Annotated in this window: 17 protein-coding genes; 15 read left to right on the forward strand and 2 right to left on the reverse strand. The window is 58.4% G+C overall.

From position 1 onward, the window contains the following. Positions 1–213 precede the first annotated feature (213 nt). The 5 genes from rho to U5J94_RS04365 all read left to right on the forward strand — a co-directional run bounded on the left by rho (position 214) and on the right by U5J94_RS04365 (position 4,492). Positions 214–1,470 carry a transcription termination factor Rho gene (gene rho, locus U5J94_RS04345; protein WP_322564413.1) on the forward strand — a complete coding sequence of 419 codons (1,257 nt, stop codon included), beginning with the start codon at positions 214–216 and terminating at the stop codon, positions 1,468–1,470. A 189-nt stretch (positions 1,471–1,659) separates the two neighbouring features. Continuing rightward, a complete protein-coding gene (locus tag U5J94_RS04350; RefSeq protein ID WP_322564414.1) occupies positions 1,660–2,010 on the forward strand; it encodes a DUF3135 domain-containing protein in 351 nt (116 codons plus the stop codon). A gap of 120 nt (positions 2,011–2,130) precedes the next feature. After that, positions 2,131–2,337, forward strand: coding sequence for a 50S ribosomal protein L31 (gene rpmE, locus U5J94_RS04355; RefSeq protein ID WP_134080516.1), 207 nt, complete (start codon positions 2,131–2,133; stop codon positions 2,335–2,337). 4 nt (positions 2,338–2,341) lie between these two features. Beyond that, positions 2,342–3,130 carry a thermonuclease family protein gene (locus tag U5J94_RS04360; protein WP_322564415.1) on the forward strand — a complete coding sequence of 263 codons (789 nt, stop codon included), beginning with the start codon at positions 2,342–2,344 and terminating at the stop codon, positions 3,128–3,130. A 114-nt stretch (positions 3,131–3,244) separates the two neighbouring features. Beyond that, positions 3,245–4,492, forward strand: a complete 1,248-nt coding sequence (locus U5J94_RS04365; protein WP_322564416.1) for a malic enzyme-like NAD(P)-binding protein — start codon at positions 3,245–3,247, stop codon at positions 4,490–4,492. On the opposite strand, the gene U5J94_RS04370 is transcribed toward U5J94_RS04365, so the two are convergent. After that, positions 4,489–5,091, reverse strand: coding sequence for a hypothetical protein (locus U5J94_RS04370; RefSeq protein ID WP_322564417.1), 603 nt, complete (start codon positions 5,089–5,091; stop codon positions 4,489–4,491). The two genes, U5J94_RS04365 and U5J94_RS04370, sit on opposite strands and share 4 nt — an antisense overlap. 10 nt (positions 5,092–5,101) lie before the next feature. Beyond that, positions 5,102–7,675, reverse strand: coding sequence for a penicillin-binding protein 1A (locus tag U5J94_RS04375; RefSeq protein WP_322564418.1), 2,574 nt, complete (start codon positions 7,673–7,675; stop codon positions 5,102–5,104). A gap of 184 nt (positions 7,676–7,859) precedes the next feature. On the opposite strand from U5J94_RS04375, the gene U5J94_RS04380 reads away from it, so the two are divergent. The 10 genes from U5J94_RS04380 (at position 7,860) to U5J94_RS04425 (ending at position 18,082) form a co-directional block, all read left to right on the forward strand. Beyond that, the gene (locus U5J94_RS04380; protein ID WP_322564419.1) at positions 7,860–8,930 is read left to right on the forward strand and encodes a pilus assembly protein PilM; all 1,071 of its coding nucleotides are present in this window, start codon (positions 7,860–7,862) and stop codon (positions 8,928–8,930) included. Then, positions 8,930–9,505 carry a PilN domain-containing protein gene (locus U5J94_RS04385; RefSeq protein ID WP_322564420.1) on the forward strand — a complete coding sequence of 192 codons (576 nt, stop codon included), beginning with the start codon at positions 8,930–8,932 and terminating at the stop codon, positions 9,503–9,505. The genes U5J94_RS04380 and U5J94_RS04385 overlap by 1 nt, the downstream gene beginning before the upstream one ends. After that, positions 9,502–10,122 carry a type 4a pilus biogenesis protein PilO gene (locus U5J94_RS04390; protein ID WP_322564421.1) on the forward strand — a complete coding sequence of 207 codons (621 nt, stop codon included), beginning with the start codon at positions 9,502–9,504 and terminating at the stop codon, positions 10,120–10,122. The genes U5J94_RS04385 and U5J94_RS04390 overlap by 4 nt, the downstream gene beginning before the upstream one ends. A 24-nt stretch (positions 10,123–10,146) precedes the next feature. Then, positions 10,147–10,680 carry a pilus assembly protein PilP gene (locus tag U5J94_RS04395; RefSeq protein WP_322564422.1) on the forward strand — a complete coding sequence of 178 codons (534 nt, stop codon included), beginning with the start codon at positions 10,147–10,149 and terminating at the stop codon, positions 10,678–10,680. A 32-nt stretch (positions 10,681–10,712) separates the two neighbouring features. After that, positions 10,713–12,812 (forward strand): type IV pilus secretin PilQ, encoded by a 2,100-nt coding sequence (gene pilQ, locus U5J94_RS04400; RefSeq protein ID WP_322564423.1) that lies wholly within the window; start codon positions 10,713–10,715, stop codon positions 12,810–12,812. 59 nt (positions 12,813–12,871) lie between these two features. Beyond that, the gene (aroK, locus tag U5J94_RS04405) at positions 12,872–13,384 is read left to right on the forward strand and encodes a shikimate kinase AroK (RefSeq protein ID WP_322564424.1); all 513 of its coding nucleotides are present in this window, start codon (positions 12,872–12,874) and stop codon (positions 13,382–13,384) included. Positions 13,385–13,454: 70 nt separating this feature from the next. Continuing rightward, positions 13,455–14,540 carry a 3-dehydroquinate synthase gene (aroB, locus tag U5J94_RS04410; RefSeq protein WP_322564425.1) on the forward strand — a complete coding sequence of 362 codons (1,086 nt, stop codon included), beginning with the start codon at positions 13,455–13,457 and terminating at the stop codon, positions 14,538–14,540. A gap of 16 nt (positions 14,541–14,556) precedes the next feature. Next, on the forward strand, positions 14,557–15,708 hold the full coding sequence (locus U5J94_RS04415; RefSeq protein WP_322564426.1) for a deoxyguanosinetriphosphate triphosphohydrolase: 1,152 nt from the start codon (positions 14,557–14,559) through the stop codon (positions 15,706–15,708). 39 nt (positions 15,709–15,747) lie between these two features. Then, entirely contained in the window at positions 15,748–15,993 is a 246-nt protein-coding gene (locus U5J94_RS04420; protein ID WP_322564427.1) for a WGR domain-containing protein, read from the forward strand. Beyond that, entirely contained in the window at positions 15,986–18,082 is a 2,097-nt protein-coding gene (locus U5J94_RS04425; protein ID WP_322564428.1) for an SPOR domain-containing protein, read from the forward strand. The genes U5J94_RS04420 and U5J94_RS04425 overlap by 8 nt, the downstream gene beginning before the upstream one ends. The last annotated feature ends 125 nt before the right edge of the window (positions 18,083–18,207 follow it).

Raw genomic sequence — 18,207 nt, forward strand, 5'->3', positions numbered from 1 at the left:
CATTTTTCTGGTCCAGCTCATCACGTCGGGGCTGGACGAACCTGTTTTTTGGTGATAACTTTAAGGCCAAGAACGCATACGAATACCATCGTTTTATTTGTAATCTGCCTTCACGGGCAACCCCTCAAGCAACCCTGATACGACGCTGACCGCGTAGCCGGCAGTCCGGTGCGTGTGATGCCGCGTAACCAACCTGATTGTAAGAAAACACCTATGAACCTCACGGAACTCAAACAAAAGCATGTCACCGATTTGATCGTGCTCGCCGAACAGGTGGGTATCGAGGGTATGTCCCGCTCGCGCAAACAGGACATCATTTTCTCCATTCTCAAGGCCCACGCCAAAAGCGGCGAAGATATCTACGGCGATGGTGTTCTGGAGATCCTGCAGGACGGTTTCGGCTTTCTGCGTTCGGCGGAAAGCTCCTACATGGCCGGCCCCGATGATATCTATGTCTCGCCCAGTCAGATCCGGCGCTTTGCCCTGCGTACCGGCGACACGATTTCCGGCAAGATTCGCCCGCCCAAGGACAGCGAACGTTACTTCGCGATGCTCAAGGTTAACGAAATCAATTTTGAGCCGCCGGAAAAAGCCAAGAACAAGGTGTTGTTCGAAAATCTGACCCCGCTGCATCCCAATGAACGGATGCAACTGGAGATCGGTAACGGCAGTTCCGAGGATATTACCGCCCGGGTCATCGACATGGTTGCCCCCATCGGCAAGGGCCAGCGCGCCCTGCTGGTCTCGCCGCCCAAGGCCGGCAAGACCATGATGTTGCACAACATCGCCCACTCCATTACCCATAACCATCCCGAATGCCATCTGATCGTTCTGCTGATCGACGAGCGGCCCGAGGAAGTGACCGAAATGTCGCGCTCGGTGCGCGGCGAGGTGGTCTCCAGTACCTTCGACGAGCCGGCCAGCCGCCACGTGCAGGTGGCCGAGATGGTGATCGAAAAGGCCAAGCGGCTGGTGGAACACAAAAAAGACGTGGTGATCCTGCTTGATTCCATCACCCGCCTGGGCCGCGCCTATAACACCGTGGTGCCCTCCTCCGGCAAGGTGCTGACCGGCGGTGTGGATGCCAACGCCCTGCAGCGACCCAAACGCTTCTTCGGCGCGGCACGCAACATCGAGGAAGGCGGCAGCCTGACCATCGTCGCCACCGCGCTGGTCGAGACCGGCTCGCGCATGGACGATGTGATCTACGAGGAGTTCAAGGGGACCGGCAACATGGAGATCCATCTGGATCGCAAGATTGCCGAGCGGCGTATCTATCCGTCGATCAACATCAATCGCTCGGGTACCCGTCGCGAAGAGTTGCTGACGGCCCCCGACGAGTTGCAGAAAATGTGGATCCTGCGCAAGGTGGTGCACGACATGGATGAAGTGGCCGCCATGGAATTCCTGCACGACAAACTGGAGGCGACCAAGACCAACGCCGAGTTTTTTGACTCCATGAAGCGTTGATCAGACCCCATCCCGCGGCAGCACTGAATCAAGACGAAAATTCCTGCCAGGACAAACCACTGCAAACAGTTCTTCAGGTGGTTTGTGAGCTGATGCACAGTACCGGTTTTGACAGCTTCGGGGAAAAGGACGAAGATTACTGCAGGGGTGCCGCTGTCGGGTTGCCCCGGGAAACTGCAGGACCAAACCATGGCAAGATCCGAGACGGCCTACCATATCGATTTCGACGATTGGGTACGCCTGGCCAAAACCGATCCGGCGCGTTTCGAGGATTTGCGGGATCGGGTGCTGGATTACTGTATTACCCGTGCTCCGACCGACCGCCAGGAGCGGTTGCGGCGGCTGCAATGGCGTATTAACCAGGTGCGAAATACCGCCAGCAACCCCCTCTCGGCCTGTATCTCCATTTCCAACATGATGTGGTCCAGCTTCAGTCACCTGGACGAGGCCTATGACGATTTGCAGCACTGCCGGCGTCCGCCGTTCCGCCGCTGTGCGCGCATTCTGCCGTTTCCCGAACAGCCCCGCAGCAAGGCGTAAATCACCGGCAAGGCTTGCCCTGCGGCGGCCAATTCCCGTATGATCGCCGGCCTCGTTGCGTATGGTGCTCCGGAGAGGCCGGGGTGGCGATGCGCCCGAAAGAGAACTGTGAGGTTACCCATGAAAGCTGAAATCCACCCCGCTTACCAGGAAGTGTCCGTCACCTGTAGTTGTGGCAATCACTTCACCACCCGCTCGACGGTCGGCAAGGATCTGAATATCGAAGTCTGCGCCCAGTGTCATCCGTTCTATACCGGCAAGCAGAAACTGCTGGATACCGCCGGTCGCGTGGACAAGTTCCGCCAGAAGTACGGCATGAAAAAGTAAGTCCGTGGCGATACGCACGACGGAAGTTATCAAAAAGGCGCTGTTCACAGCGCCTTTTTTGTTGGTGCTGGGATCGTCGGCGGCGATCGCCGACATCTGCCGGCCGGCGCAATTCGACGCACAGGTCAGCGTGCGTTATGTGCATGACGGCGACACCGTGCACCTGCATGACGGGCGCAAGCTGCGGATCATCGGCATCAATACCCCCGAACGGGCCCGCGAGGAACAGCCCGCCGAGCCTTATGCCGACACCGCGCGGCGCCAGCTGCAGGCCTATGCCGAAGGGCCCTGGTCGCTGGTCTATGATCAGCAGCGGCGGGATCGTTACGGTCGTCTGCTGGCCCATGTGTTCGATCACCAGGGGCGTAACATCACTCGCCGGCTGCTTGCCGCGGGGGCCGGGCAGCTGCTGGTCATTCCGCCGAATCTGAAGTTCGTCGACTGTTATCGCCGCGCTCAGCAGGCGGCACGCCGGACGCAACGGGGTCTGTGGGCTCTGCCGGCCTATCAGCCCTTGTCTGCCGCGCAACTGAATGCGGGCAATGCCGAAGGCTATCGGTTGGTGCACGGGCGCCTGACCCGCATTGGCGAAAGTCGCTCCGCGTTGTGGCTCAACCTGGGTGAGGAGTTTGCGCTGCGTATCGTCCGATCGGATCTGGATTATTTCGAGCGTCGGCAGATCGAGGCCTGGCGCCGGCAACCACTGCTGGCGCAGGGCTGGATCTATCGGCGCAATGGCCAGTGGCGCATGCGTTTGCGCCACCCGGCGGCACTGCTGGAAGGGGCTGACTAAAGCCCCGCTGGCAAAACAGCGGGGCATGCCCCACCATGGGAATTCCCGCTGAGATAACCATTGGCCCGGTGCGGAGTTTTGCCGGTAGCACAACGGATTGAGTTGAATGAGATCATGAACGACGACGAACTGCCCTTTTCCGAACAGGCCCTGCGCTATCACGCCGAACCGCGCCCGGGTAAAACCGCCACCGCCCTGACCAAGCCGGTCGCGACCCAGCACGATCTGAGCCTGGCCTACACGCCGGGGGTGGCGGTGCCGGTGCGGGCCATCGCCGAGGATCCGCAGCGGGCCTATCGCTATACCAACAAGGGGAATCTGGTGGCCGTTATTTCCAACGGCACCGCGGTGCTGGGACTGGGCAACGTGGGCGCGCTGGCCAGCAAGCCGGTGATGGAAGGCAAGGCGGTGCTGTTTAAATATTTCGCCGATGTGGATGTGGTAGACATCGAGGTGGATGCTGAATCCCCAAAAGCTTTTATCGACACCGTGCGCCGTATCGCGCCGAGTTTTGGCGGGATCAACCTGGAGGATATCGCCGCGCCCGACTGCTTCGATATCGAGCAGGCGCTCAAGGAGCAACTGGATATTCCGGTATTCCATGATGATCAGCACGGCACTGCGATCATCATTGCCGCCGGACTGCTCAATGCCCTGGAGCTGACCGGGCGCACGCTCAAGGAGGCGCGTATCGTTTGCCTGGGCGCCGGTTCGGCGGGCATCGCCTCGATGCGACTGTTGCATGAACTGGGCGCCGACAAGCGGCATATCACGCTGGTGGATCGTAAAGGGGTCATTCATTCCGAGCGGCGCAACATTAATGCCCACAAGCGCGAATTTGCCCGGCGCACCGGCCTGCGCACCCTGGAAGAGGCGCTGGCCGGCGCGGATGTTTTCATCGGGGTTTCGGGGCCGAATCTGGTCTCGCCGGGCATGCTGCAGCGCATGGCCGATAATCCCATTGTCTTTGCCCTTTCCAATCCCGATCCGGAGATCACCCCGGCCAATGCCCATGCGGCACGCAGCGATCTGATCATGGCGACCGGGCGCAGTGATTATGCCAATCAGGTGAACAATGTTCTGGGGTTTCCGTTTATTTTTCGCGGGGCGCTGGATGTGCAGGCCTCGGCCATCAATACCGAGATGGCGATCGCGGCGGTGAAGGCGCTGGCGCAGCTGGCCCATGAGCCGGTGCCGCGGGAGGTGCTGCAGGCCTACGGACTCGAACAGCTCGTCTTTGGACGGGACTACATCATTCCCAAGCCGTTTGATCCGCGATTGCGAGAGTTTGTCTCCGGGGCGGTGGCGCGGGCGGCGCAGGACAGTGGCGTGGCGCGGGTGGCGTATACGCCCCGGGCCTAGTCCAGCAGTTCCCGCACCCGGTTCAATGAGGCCCGTTGCATCGGCCGGCCATCGACCGGACTCAGGGGTGGCTGGAGGGGGCCGTCCTGGACAAACACCACCAGCTCAACGCGAGTGTCTTCCGCATAAAAGCGCAGCACCGGCAGCGTGAGGGTCTGTTCCGCGGAGAAGCGGACCTTGCGTTCGCCCTGCTCATAAGGGATCTGGTGCTCCATCAAAAAGATGTCCAGATCTTCGAGGCGCGGCACGAACAGGTGCAGGACCACGGGCGAGTGGATGTCGGCGCTGCCGTCGAGGACGCTGCCGACCAGTTTGGGTCTGAAGGGGGCAAAAAATTCCATCGCCTGCAGGGCCCGGGCGCGCAGGTTTTGCAGGGCCGCTGGCTGGGCATCGGCCCGGAACAGACGCTGGTACTCGCGCAGGGCCTGATCGATTTCAGTGTTGCTGGGCATGTTGCGGGTATCCACCGCACCCAGGTGCAGGGCCGCCTTGCGTTTGGCGGCGTAGAAATCGCGGCTGCCGGTCTCGGCCAGGATCTGGGCGGCGGCCTGGGCCAGCCGCTGCCGCATTTGCAGATCCTTGGTGTGTTTGTGTCCCATTGTACGACGGCTAGAAGAGATCGCGGGTGATGTTGCCACTGCCCTGCTGGTCACCGTTCGAATCGACCCGGTTTTCGGTGCGGCGCTCGGGCACCTGATCTTCCAGAAAATACTCGAACACGGCGTCCGGCGCACCACTGCCGGCCAGTTCACCGGTTTCGGGATCAATCAATACCGAGACGATGCCCGGAGGCTGTTCCAGCCGCGCCTCGGGTTCGTCGCGCAGGGCCTCGCGCATATATTTGATCCACATGGGCAGGGCGGCGCGGGCGCCGGTTTCCCGGTAGCCGAGCGGCTGGGGCGTGTCGAAGCCGACCCAGGAGATGGTGACCAGATTACGGTTGAAGCCGGTGAACCAGGCATCGCGTTGATCGTTGGTGGTGCCCGTTTTGCCGGCCAGATCATCCCGTCCCAGCACCATGGCGCCGCGGCCGGTGCCGTGGCGGATCACCTCACGCATCATGCTGTTCATTAAAAACGCGGTCTGCGGCGTGAGCACCCGCGGGGCAATGCGCGGCTGCTGCGGTCCCTGCATGACCTGTCGCCACTCCTGGGGCGTTACCTCTTCCTGTGTGAAGCTGGGCACCCACGGCTCGTCCGCCGGGGTGGTCTCGTCCGATGGCTGATCGGTGTCGTCCTCGCTCCGGGCATCGAGACATTCCGGGCAGACCCGGGCCGGTCGATTCAACAGAACGACTTGCTGGTCGGCATCCAGGACGTAATCGATCAAGTTGGGCTCGACGAAATAGCCGCCATTGGCAAACACGGCGTAGCCGCGGGCCAGCTCCATGGGAGTCAGGACCCCGCTGCCCAGCGCCAGGGAGAGATCCCGCGGCAGAGTATTGCGGTCAAAGCCGAAACGCTCGAGATAGCGCAACGCGTAACCGATGCCGATTTCGCGCAACAGGCGGATGGAGACCAGGTTGCGGGATTTGATCAGCGCCACGCGCAGGCGGGTAGGGCCGTAGAAACGACCGCTGTAGTTTTCCGGTCGCCAGGTATCTTCCAGGCCGGGCGCATCGAACACCACCGGTGCGTCATTGATGATGCTCGCGGCGGTAAAACCCTTGTCGATTGCCGCCGAATAGATAAATGGCTTGAAGCTGGAGCCGGGCTGGCGCTGGGCCTGGACGACCCGGTTGAATTTGCTGGTGTAATAGTCGAAACCACCGCTGAGCGCCTCGATGGCGCCGTTATCGGGGTTGAGCGAGACCAGCGCGCCGCCCACCTGCGGTAGCTGGGCCAGCCAGCTGCAACCCGCCCCGGCCGGGGTCACGTAAATCACATCCCCCCGTTGCAGCACCTCGGCGGCTGATTCCAGTTCCGGTCCGCGATTGTTTTCATCAATATACTCGCGTGCCCAGTTGAGTTGCTCCCAGGGCAGGTAGGTCAGCCGGTTGTCACGGGTCAGGGCGTAGACCGCCTGCTCCTCGACCGCCAGTACCAGCGCCGGGGTCAGGTTGCCCGGGGCGGGCACATTACGCAGCAGTGCAGCCCAGTCCGCCTCGGCGGCCGGGATCTCGAGCAAGGTCTGCTCGGCATTCTCTGGCAGCTCCCCGGGCTGCAGCGCCGGGTCGGGGGTGACGTTGCCGAGCAGATCGATATGATTAACGGGGCCGCGATAGCCGTGGCGCCGGTCATATTCCAGCAACGCCTCACGCAGGGCCTGATTGGCGGCTTTTTGCCGTTGCGGGTCCACGGTGGTGTAAACCTCGTAACCGGCGGTGTAGGCGTCGTCACCGTAGCGGGCGACCATCTCGTTACGCACCATCTCGGCGATATAGGGTGCCTCGAGATCGATGGACTGGCCGTGGGTTTTGGCGTGGACCGGGACGGCCAGAGCGAGCTGGTACGCCTCTTCGGCGATGTAGTCGAGATCGCGCATTCGGCCCAGAACATAGTTGCGGCGCTGAATCGCGCGAGCGGGGTTGGCTACCGGATTGTAGCTGGAGGGGGCCTTGGGCAGTCCGGCGACCATCGCCATTTCATCCAGGCTCAGATCGGCCAGCGCCTTGCCGTAGTAGACCTGCGCGGCGGCGGAGACACCGTAGGCCCGCTTGCCCAGATAGATCTTGTTCAGATAGAGGGCGAGAATATCCTCCTTGGAGAGCTCGCCCTCGATTTTCAGCGCCAGGAAGATTTCGTTGAGCTTGCGCAGGTAGGTCTTTTCCCGGCTCAAAAAGAAGTTGCGCGCCACCTGCATGGTGATGGTGCTGCCGCCCTGGCCCTTTTCGCCGGTCAGGATCAAGTTGATCGCGGCGCGCAGGATTCCCTGGTAATCGACGCCCGGATGTTCGAAGAAGCGGTCATCCTCGGCGGCCAGGAACGCCTGGATCAGGCGAGGCGGGAATTCCTCGTATTTCAGCGGAGTTCGCTTCATTTCGCCGAATTCCGCGATCAACCCGCCCTTTTTGTCGTAAATTCGCAGGGGGACCTGCAGATGCACATCCTTGAGGGTGTCGATATCCGGCAGGCGTGGCGTGATATAGGCGTAGGCCCCCAGCAGGCCGAGCGCACCAAGCAGACCCAGGGTTAAGGCGGAGGCGAGGGAAAATGTGACCAGTTTCTTAAATATGGGCTTCATATATCTAATTTTAATAAAGAATCGGATTGTCCCACCCGATACAGGGCAAGGGTCCAGTATAATTCTTCCGTTCTGTGAACACTATTCCCATTTGTTTTTATAGTTTTGTTGACCTATAGTTGACTCATAAACCTAAAGTAGTTATACATATATCTACCATAACTTACTACGAATAAAGAAAAATATGGGCCTCAGGGATCTCATCAAGCCGAAAAAACCCCCCGTCATCGGGCTAGACATCAGTTCCACGGCGATCAAGCTGCTGGAGCTGGGGAAGGCCGGCGATCGTCTGCGGGTCGAAAGTTACGCGGTGGAACCGCTGCCGCCCAACTCGGTCATCGAGAAAAACATTTCCGATGTCGAGGCGGTGGGTGAAGCGATCAAACGGGCGGTCAAACGTTCGGGCACCCGCAACAAGCAGGCTGCGGCGGCCGTGGCCGGTTCGGCGGTGATTACCAAAATCATCTCCATGCCCTCCTCGTTGAGCGAGGATGACATGGAGCAACAGATCCAGCTGGAAGCCGATCAATATATTCCCTATCCCCTGGAAGAGGTGAACCTCGATTTCGAGGTGATGGGTGCCTCGGAAAATGATCCCGAGCGGGTGGACGTGTTGCTGGCCGCTTCGCGCAGCGAGAACGTGGATGTGCGCGTGGCAGCCATAGAGCTGGCCGGCCTCAAGGCAAAGATTGTCGATGTCGAGGCCTACGCTATGGAAAATGCCTTCCAGATGCTGGCACCCCAGTTACCGGAACAGGGGCTGGATCAGACCGTCGCCGTGGTGGATGTCGGCGCGACCATGACCACGTTGAATGTCATGCACGATCTGAAAAACATCTATACCCGCGAGCAGGTCTTCGGCGGCAAGCAGCTGACCGAGGAGATTCAGCGGCGTTACGGCCTGTCCTATGAAGAGGCCGGGATGGCCAAGCGCCAGGGCGGCTTGCCGGACAACTATGTGCCGGAAGTGCTGGAGCCATTCAAGGACGCCATGGCCCAGCAGGTCAGCCGTTCTCTGCAGTTTTTCTTCTCCTCCAGCGCCTACAACAGTGTGGACCATATTGTCCTGGCCGGGGGCAGCGCCATGATTGCCGGGATCGACGAAATGATCGCCGACAAGCTGGGCGTGCATACCTCTATTGCCAATCCGTTTACCAATATGACACTGGCCTCAAAGGTCAAGGCGCAGAGCCTGAGTAATGATGCCCCGGCATTGATGATCGCCTGCGGGTTGGCCATGAGGAGTTTTGACTGATGGCACATATCAACCTCTTACCCTGGCGCGAAGAATTACGCCGTGAGCAGCAACGGCAGTTTCTGACCATTCTTGTTCTGTCTGTGATTCTCATGGGACTGATCATTCTGGCGGTACATTTGCGCCTGGCGGGCATGATCGATCACCAGGAGTCGCGAAACCAGTATCTGCAGGGTGAAATCAGCAAAGTCGAAAAACAGATCAAGGAAATTAATCAGCTCGAAAAGGACAAGGCACGTCTGTTGGCCCGCATGGACGTCATACAGCAATTGCAGCGCAATCGGCCCGAGGTCGTCCATCTGTTTGATGAAGTTGCGCGGATTATCCCGGACGGGATACATCTGGACAGTCTGAAGCAATCTGGCAACAAGCTGGTGCTCAATGGCGTTGCCCAATCCAATGCCAGGGTGTCGGCCTTTATGCGCAATATCGAATCCTCGGACTGGCTGACGGATCCCCGGTTGGAGGTTATCCAGAAAAAAGGCAAAGGTAATGAGCGGGACAGTTCGAGGGAATTTGTTCTGCATCTGTCACAGGTCAGTGTGGACAGTGCCGATGGGGATGAGAAAAAATGAAAGATCTCGATTTAAGTGAATTAGACCTGAGTACCATCGGTTCCTGGCCGGCTGCGGTCAAGGCGGCGGTAGTTGCCGTAGTCTGTGTTGCAGTATTGGCCCTGGGGTATTTCCTGCATATTCAGAAAAAAATGGAGCAGCTGGAGCAGGTACGGGCCAAAGAGCCAAGCCTGAAGAGAGAGTTTGAGAAGAAACAGGCGAAGGCGGCAAATCTGGATGCCTATAAAAAACAGATGCAGGAGATGGAAGAGTCTTTCGGCACCATGTTGCGGCAGCTGCCCAGTAAAACCGAGGTGGATGACCTGCTGATCGATGTCTCGCAAACCGGACTAAGCAGCGGTGTCGAGTTCGAGCTGTTCAAACCCCAGTCAGAAAAGCGAATCGAATTTTATGCCGAACTGCCGATCCAGATAAGCATGCTGGGCACGTATCACCAGTTTGGAAAGTTCGTCAGTGGTGTCGCCGCCCTGCCGCGGATTGTGACTCTTCATGATATTAATCTTACAAGTAGCAAGGATGGCAGATTGCAGATGGATGTCACGGCCAAGACCTATCGCTATCTTGATGAAAATGAGCTGGCCTCAGCGAAAAAGAAGAATGAAAAGCGGAGGCGATAGGGGTTCAATTCCTGAGTGCAACCTATGCTGAATAACAAATTGACAAAACTTGCTCTGTTGGCAGCCGTGATGCTGTTGGGCGCCTCGTGTAGCGGCCCGGAACATGCCGATCTGCAGGAGTATGTGCAACGGGTCAAGGCAAAGAAACAGGGCCGTATTGAGCCGTTACCCGAGATCAAGCCGTACGAAACATTTACCTATAAGTCGGATGATCTGCGGGATCCCTTCACGCCTTTTGTGCAGCAAGCAGCGGTCCAGGAGACGCCGGCCAATACCGGGCTACGGCCGGATACAAACCGCAAGCGCGAAGCACTGGAACAGTTCTCGCTCGATTCACTGGTGTTTGTCGGGCACCTGGAAAAAGATGGCGTGCTGTGGGGACTGATCTCGTCACCGGATTCGACTGTCTACAAGGTAAGAGAAGGCAATTATATCGGCCAGAATTATGGCGAAATAGAAGAGATTTCCGAGACCCAAGTACTGATAACAGAAATTGTGTCTGATGGAAGTGGTGGATGGATTGAAAGAGAGGCGGCCCTCACGCTGGAAAGCGAGTAAGTCGGGCTCCGTATAATTTTTGGAGTAGAACCATGATAAACCAGAGTGGTTATGCAAGCAGAATCATGAACGTCACCGGCATGCTGTCGGTGATGCTGTTGATGTTTCTGGTATCGTCCCAGGCCCAGGCCCAAAATAGCCTGAGCGATATAAGCTATTCAACTCTCCCTGGCGACAAGGTGCAGATCAAGCTGAAACTGGATCGGCCGCTGGAGGCTGAACCGGCAAGCTTCACCATCGATAACCCGGCTCGCATCGCTTTCGATCTGCCCGATACCAAACTGAATCTTGGTGAGCGCACCAGGGATATCGGTATTGGCGTGGCCCGCAGTGTCACGACAGCGGAGGCTGGCGGCCGAACCCGGGTTGTTCTGAATCTTTCCAGTCTGGTGGGTTACAGCACCGCGTTGGAAGGCAATGATGTGGTGATTACCCTGAATGAAAGCGGCGAAACCCGTTTCTCCCGTGCCGGTGGGGCAGATCAGAAGAGAACTTTCAGCCAGGGTGCTTCGGTCAATGTGCTGGATCTTGATTTTCGTCGTGGCGCCTCGGGTGAAGGGCGGGTGGAAATGACTCTGGCTGATCCGAACACGGCCGTGGACATGAAGCGGCGCGGTAGTCAGGTGGTGGTGACACTGAAAAACAGTGTCCTGGATGAAAAACTGGAGCGGCGCGTCAATGTACAGGATTTTGCCACGCCGGTCAGTACCGTGGATGCCTTTAACCAGGGTAATGATGTACGCGTGATTATCAGCGCGACGGATGAGTTCGAACATATTGCTTATCAGGCGGACCAGAAATTGACTATCGATCTCAAACCGATCGTCAAGGCCGAAGAAGAAGAGAAACAACGCCGACGAGAAGAGTATACGGGTGAAAAGCTGTCGCTCAACTTTCAGAATATTGAGGTGCGGGCGGTACTGCAATTAATCGCGGACTTTACCGGCATCAATATGGTGACCAGTGATACGGTCTCGGGGAATGTGACCCTGCGACTGAAAAACGTGCCCTGGGATCAGGCGCTGGATCTGATTCTCAAGACCAAGGGACTGGATAAACGTCAGAACGGAAATGTGATGCTGGTCGCGCCGGCCGAGGAGATCGCCGCGCGCGAGAAAATGGAGCTGGAGGCAAACCGGCAAGTCGAGGCGCTTGCCCCGTTGATTAGCGAGACGATCCAGGTCAATTATGCCAAGGCTTCGGAATTGGCTAGCCTGCTCAAGACAAAAGGCAGCGAACTCCTGTCCGAGCGCGGTAACGTGAGCGTTGATGAGCGTACCAACAAATTGCTGGTTCAGGAAACGGCGGAACGTATCGATGCCATTATCTCCCTGGTCAATGAGCTGGATGTGCCGGTGCGTCAGGTGCTGATTGAGTCGCGCATCGTGCTGGCCAGCACCAACTTCAGCAAGGAAGTCGGGGTGCGCTTCGGGGTGTCCCGAGACTATGTTGGCTCCGATGGTCGTGAACGGGCAACCTCCGGCAATTTGAATGCCGTCGATCAGCTGATTAACAACGATACCTTGACGTCTCCGGATCGCTGGAACGTAAATTTACCCGCGGCAAGTTCTTCAGCCGGCACCATTGGCATGGCATTGGCAAGATTACCGTTCGGCACCCTGGTGGAGCTGGAGTTGTCCGCGGCCCAGGCCGAGGGGGAAACCGAAATCGTCTCCAGCCCGCGGGTCATCACCGCCAATCAGCAGGAGGCGGTGATCGAATCGGGGCAGGAAATTCCCTATCAGGAAGCCACTTCCAGCGGTGCGACCAGTGTTTCCTTCAAAAAGGCCGTGCTGAGTCTGACGGTGACACCGCAAATCACCCCGGATGATCGGATTATCATGGATCTGGAAGTCAAGAGTGACAATCCTGACTTTGGTAATCTGGTTCTGGGTGTACCGCCAATCAATACCCAGAACGTTCAGACCCAGGTGCTGATCAATAACGGTGAGACGATTGTGCTGGGCGGAGTTTATGAGCAGACCAAGAGTAACACCATCAACCGGGTGCCCTTCTTTGCGGACCTGCCAATAGTCGGGGCTCTGTTCAGAAGCAAGTCCGAACAAGATGAAAAGAACGAACTGTTGATCTTCGTGACGCCGAAGATCATCAAGGATGAGATGCAGATCTAGTCAGATCGGCCGGTAATGCCGCGAGGCATCACCGGCCGGATTGTTTTTTCTGCGGCCTCATGTCTTCAGTCAATAATATCTTTCTCGTCGGATTGATGGGGGCGGGTAAAACCACCATCGGCCGCCAGCTTGCTCAGGCCCTGGGCAAGGAATTCATGGACAGCGATCACGAAATCGAGGCACGCACCGGGGTGAATATCCCGTTGATCTTCGAGCTTGAAGGGGAAGCGGGATTTCGGGAGCGTGAATCGGCAGTGCTCGACGAGCTGACCGAACGTGACAATGTGGTGCTGGCCACCGGCGGGGGTGCGGTACTGCGCGAGGAAAACCGCCGCCACATGAAACAGCGTGGAATGGTGGTCTATCTGCAGGCTGATGTCGAGCAGTTGCTGGAGCGCACCCGCAAAGACAAGAATCGGCCGTTGTTGCAGACCGGGGATCCTGAAGGCCGGTTGACCTGTTTGTTGCAGGAGCGGGAACCGCTTTATCTCGAACTGGCGGATCTGGTAGTCAATACCGGCCAGGGCAATATCCGCAGCGTGGTCGATACAATTCTGGAAAAACTTGCCTGAGCCGTTGCTTCTCGCGCGCTGTGCCGACTATCCTGTATAATCTGACAGTTACCGGCGCAATGAAGGCAACATGATTACTCTCAACGTCGATCTGGGCGAACGCAGTTATCCGATATTCATCGGCCAGCAGTTGCTGGGCGATGCCGAGCGGGTCAGCCCCTGTATTGCCGGCACCCAGGTGATGATTGTTACCAATGAAACGATTGCGCCGTTGTATCTTGACAAGGCCCTGCAGGCGTTTACTGACTACGACCCCGGCCACGTTATCCTGCCTGACGGCGAGCAATACAAGAATCTGGAGATTCTAAACCGGATCTTTGATGAATTGCTGGTGCGCCATTTTGATCGCCACTGCACCCTGGTGGCCCTGGGTGGCGGCGTCATCGGGGATATGACCGGCTTCGCCGCCGCCTGTTACCAACGTGGCGTCGATTTTATCCAGATCCCCACCACCCTGCTGGCCCAGGTCGACTCCTCGGTAGGCGGCAAGACCGGCGTCAATCATCCTCAGGGCAAGAACATGATCGGGGCGTTTCATCAGCCGCGCTGTGTGATTATTGATACCGATACCCTGAAAACACTGGATGATCGCCAGTTGAGCGCCGGCCTGGCGGAGATCATCAAGTATGGCCTGATTCGAGACCCCGAATTCATCGAGTGGCTGGAGCAGAATATGGATAAACTGTTGGCGCGCGATCCCGAAGCCACCGCGTATGCCATCGAGACCTCCTGCCGCAGCAAGGCCGCCATCGTGGCTGCCGATGAAAAAGAAAGCGGCGTGCGGGCCCTGCTCAATCTCGGCCACACCTTCGGCCATGCCATTGAAACCGGGGCCGGTTACGGTCACTGGTTGCATGGCGAGGCGGTGGGTACCGGAATGCTGATGGCGGCGGATCTTTCCATGCGCCAGGGCTGGTTATCGGAGCAGGATGTGCTGCGGGTGGAAAACCTGCTTGACAAGGCGGAGCTGCCCACTCGCGCACCGCATAATATGACCTATGAGCGGTTTATGGAGCTGATGGCGGTGGACAAAAAGGTCCGTGCCGGCCAGGTTAATCTGGTGCTGTTAAAATCATTGGGCGAGGCGGTTGTTACGGCCGATTTCGATCCCGCCCTGCTGCGCGAGACCGTCGAGGCCCATCGCGCCACGGAATAAACAGACGGTAAATTCTATGCTAAGTCTTGCGCCCTATGCCGCGAACGAAAAGAACAGTCTGGGGCGACATATTCCCGAAGAAGCACCCAGTTACCGCAGCGAATTTCAGCGGGACCGGGACCGCATCGTTCACTCCGCCGCGTTTCGTCGCCTGGAATACAAGACCCAGGTGTTCGTCAATCACGAAGGGGACATGTTCCGTACCCGGCTGACCCACTCCATCGAAGTGGCGCAAATCAGCCGCTCTATCGCCCGGATTCTCAATATTAATGAAGATCTGAGTGAGACCATCGCCCTGGCGCATGACCTGGGACACACCCCGTTCGGCCATGCCGGCCAGGATGCCCTGAACGATTGTATGAAAGAGTATGGCGGGTTCGAACATAATCTGCAGTCGTTGCGTACGGTCGACAAACTGGAGCAGCGTTACGCGGACTTCGAGGGATTGAATCTGACTTTTGAGGCGCGCGAGGGTATTCTCAAACATTGTTCGCTCAGGCACGCCCGTGAACTGGGCGAGGTGGGGCGCCGCTTTATCGACAAGACTCAGCCTTCGCTGGAAGCCCAGGCGGTGAACCTGGCCGACGAGATTGCCTATAATAATCATGACGTGGATGACGGCCTGCGCTCGGGGCTGATTACCCTGGCGGAACTGGAAGAGATCGAGCTGTTTAATGATCAATACCGGGAAGTCAGGGAGCGCTATCGGGAGCTGACCGACCGACGGCTGATCCACGAGATTATTCGGCGTATGATCAACCGTCAGATCATCGATCTGGTAGAGACCAGTCAGGCGGCGATCGAAGTGCTGGCGCCACAGAAAATCGATGATGTCCGCCGGCACAGTCAGAGTCTGATCGGTTTCAGCGACGAGATGCGCGCCGCCAATATGGCGCTCAAACAATTTCTGCGCAGTCGGCTCTATTCCCATTACCGGGTGCATCGCATGACCTCGAAGGCGCAACGGATTATCGAGTCGCTGTTCAGCGCGTTCTTTCAGGACCCCAGGCTGTTGCAACCCAAACATCAGCAGAAGGTCTACACGATGGAAGAAAAAGAAGGCACCAATGGCCGCGCCCGCGCCGTTGCCGACTATATCGCCGGTATGACCGATCGCTATGCGATTGCCGAATACGGGCGCATTTTCGATCCGGCCGAATTAACCTGAACCGTGTAGTTGTGAGCGCGCCAGTTCATGCGTATCTATATGCAAATACCGGCCATGGAAGACAAGCCGCCAAGGTTCTACCAGCTCATGCTGCAAAAGGACCTGGTAGACGGCTGGAATCTGATTCGCAACTGGGGCGAGACCGGCAGCCGCGGACGGGTCAAGCAGGATCATTACAGTGATCTGGAACAGGCCCAGACAGCGCTGCTCAAGGTACGGGATATGCAGCTCGAGCGCGGTTACAAGGTGATGTTCATGCAGGGACAGGAACTGCCGCATGAGTAATTACGACGACATCCCGACGCTGCGACACGAGCCCGACTATCTGGCGGACTACGGTCTGCAGAGACCGCCTTTTTTTACCGAGCACGATGATCGCTTTATCTACCTGGACGACGAGCGCCGGCAATTACTCGATATGCTGCAGCATCTGACCCGTTACAGCCGGCTGATGCTGATCGTTGTCGGCGAACGGGGCATCGGCAAGACCAGCATCAGACAGCACTTTATCAACCAGGCGGATGAGCGTTACCTGATCAGTGACGTCGCGGCGCATCCGATGATGGATGCCAACGAGCTGCTCTCAGGTGTTGCCCGGGGCTTTGGTCTGCTCGATATTCCCGCCACCCCGGTGGAATTGCAGAACAACCTCTATCATTATCTGGCCGGTCTGCAGCAGCAGGATCGGACACCGGTGTTGCTGGTGGACGATGCCCATGAACTGCCCCGGGACGCTCTGGAGGCGCTGTTTTATCTTGCCGATGCCGAAGCCGGCGAGGGCAATCTGCTGCATCTGGTGCTGTTCTGCGAGCCGGCGATTGAGGTGATGCTTGAATCGTCCGCCATCCAGCCACTCAAGGAACGGGTGACCCACCACATGCGCCTGGCCCCTTTCGATGAGGCGCAGACCGCCGAGTATATTCGCCATCGTCTGGCCGTCGCCGGGCTGGACGGTGCCAGTCCCTTTACCCTCCGGGATATTCGCGCAATTTACCGGAGTGCCGACGGCATACCGGCCCGGATCAATGATGCCGCCTACCGCCTGCTCGTCGGGATAGAGATTGGGGAGGAGACGGATTTCGAGTTGGAGAGCGCACCGCTTGCAACGCGAAAGCGGGCATCGGGCCGCGGCTATCTTGCCGCCGGTGGTGCGATGGTGTTGCTTGTCGCCGCGATGCTCTGGTGGCCGGAGTCGGAAATCCAACCGTCGGTGGACTCGTCGCACTCGCCATCGATCAGCCAGGGCGAACCGGCCGCAATGTCGTCGTCGCAGGAGATCGTGGAACTGCGTCCCGAACGGCTGAGCGGTACGCCTTTTGAAGCGGCACGCGATCAGCACGTGCCCGACGATCGGGAACTGTCGGTGGAGCCGGTGGGCGAACCCGTGGCAGCATCGACTCCCGCACTGCACATCGAGGCGATCAAGCCCAATCCGGTACCGGCCAGTGATGAACTGCAGACAGTCAGTCTGCACGGCAAGGGCTTTGATGAGAGCACTCGTATTACGGTCGAATGGGGTAATCAGCGCAAAACGCTGGCTGCTTCCCGGGTTGCGCTGATCAACGACAAACAGCTCGATTTTCGTCTGCGCGTCGGGACCCGCGCGCAAACCTGGGAACTGCTGGTGCGCAACCCACAAAGCGATGAACGGGTCCGAACCCGTTTCACGGTAGAACCCGGGGCGGCGGCAGAGAATGATCCCGTACCGGCATCAGCCAAGGCAGCAGTCGCGGTGAAGGAAACCCTCGACATTGACTGGCTGCAGCGCCAGCCGGCCGATCACTACACGCTGCAGCTGCTGGCAACGCGACAACGTGACAATCTGCAGGCCTTCCTGCAACGCCATGACCTGGACACGCAAAGTGTGATTGTCGAAAGTCGCAAGAACAGTGAACCCTGGTATGCCGCGGTCTTTGGCAGTTATCCCGATACCGGGGTGGCCCGGGAGGCGGCCGCGGATCTGCCCGGTGACCTGGAGGCGCCGTGGATCCGGCGTATCGGGGACGTTCAGGCGAGCCTGGCGCACCCGGCCGACGAGCCGATTACCGACAAGCCGGTGCCCCACAGCGCCACCTTGCGGGCACATACCGCCTGGTTGTGGGATCAGGATCCGGACGCCTATACCCTGCAGCTGATTGCCGGTTCTAATGAGCCGGCGATCCAGGACTTTATCGATCACCATGCACTGCGCGGCGAAGCCGTGTTTTATCAGACCCGGCGCAAGGGCAACCCCTGGTTCGTGGTGGTACTGGGCCGGCATGCCGATCGCGCGGCGGCGCTGGCGGCACGTGAGGCATTGCCGGCGACGCTGCGCGAACAGGCGCCATGGCCGCGCGCCTTCGCCGATATTCATAGCGAACTCGCCGCACCCTGAGCCACCCGGGAATCCCGATAACCCTGTCGGTTCTCCTGTCATTTTGTCCTAAAACATCAAGCAAAACAGCTCCTTATGGAGCATTGCAGGGGCCTGTGGCCTGGCTGTATACTTCTGGGCCATTT

Source organism: Thiohalophilus sp. (assembly GCF_034522235.1).
Taxonomy (GTDB): domain Bacteria; phylum Pseudomonadota; class Gammaproteobacteria; order UBA6429; family Thiohalophilaceae; genus Thiohalophilus.

What these genes read in the sequence shown, in the direction of transcription:
- U5J94_RS04365 (WP_322564416.1), top strand. Translation starts at nt 3,245, where the DNA reads ATGAACGACGACGAACTGCCCTTTTCCGAACAGGCCCTGCGCTATCAC.
- U5J94_RS04395 (WP_322564422.1), top strand. Translation starts at nt 10,147, where the DNA reads ATGCTGAATAACAAATTGACAAAACTTGCTCTGTTGGCAGCCGTGATG.
- rho (WP_322564413.1), top strand. Translation starts at nt 214, where the DNA reads ATGAACCTCACGGAACTCAAACAAAAGCATGTCACCGATTTGATCGTG.
- U5J94_RS04385 (WP_322564420.1), top strand. Translation starts at nt 8,930, where the DNA reads ATGGCACATATCAACCTCTTACCCTGGCGCGAAGAATTACGCCGTGAG.
- aroK (WP_322564424.1), top strand. Translation starts at nt 12,872, where the DNA reads ATGTCTTCAGTCAATAATATCTTTCTCGTCGGATTGATGGGGGCGGGT.
- U5J94_RS04415 (WP_322564426.1), top strand. Translation starts at nt 14,557, where the DNA reads ATGCTAAGTCTTGCGCCCTATGCCGCGAACGAAAAGAACAGTCTGGGG.
- U5J94_RS04390 (WP_322564421.1), top strand. Translation starts at nt 9,502, where the DNA reads ATGAAAGATCTCGATTTAAGTGAATTAGACCTGAGTACCATCGGTTCC.
- U5J94_RS04425 (WP_322564428.1), top strand. Translation starts at nt 15,986, where the DNA reads ATGAGTAATTACGACGACATCCCGACGCTGCGACACGAGCCCGACTAT.
- aroB (WP_322564425.1), top strand. Translation starts at nt 13,455, where the DNA reads ATGATTACTCTCAACGTCGATCTGGGCGAACGCAGTTATCCGATATTC.
- U5J94_RS04375 (WP_322564418.1), bottom strand. Translation starts at nt 7,675, where the DNA reads ATGAAGCCCATATTTAAGAAACTGGTCACATTTTCCCTCGCCTCCGCC.
- U5J94_RS04380 (WP_322564419.1), top strand. Translation starts at nt 7,860, where the DNA reads ATGGGCCTCAGGGATCTCATCAAGCCGAAAAAACCCCCCGTCATCGGG.
- pilQ (WP_322564423.1), top strand. Translation starts at nt 10,713, where the DNA reads ATGATAAACCAGAGTGGTTATGCAAGCAGAATCATGAACGTCACCGGC.
- U5J94_RS04350 (WP_322564414.1), top strand. Translation starts at nt 1,660, where the DNA reads ATGGCAAGATCCGAGACGGCCTACCATATCGATTTCGACGATTGGGTA.
- U5J94_RS04370 (WP_322564417.1), bottom strand. Translation starts at nt 5,091, where the DNA reads ATGGGACACAAACACACCAAGGATCTGCAAATGCGGCAGCGGCTGGCC.
- rpmE (WP_134080516.1), top strand. Translation starts at nt 2,131, where the DNA reads ATGAAAGCTGAAATCCACCCCGCTTACCAGGAAGTGTCCGTCACCTGT.
- U5J94_RS04420 (WP_322564427.1), top strand. Translation starts at nt 15,748, where the DNA reads ATGCAAATACCGGCCATGGAAGACAAGCCGCCAAGGTTCTACCAGCTC.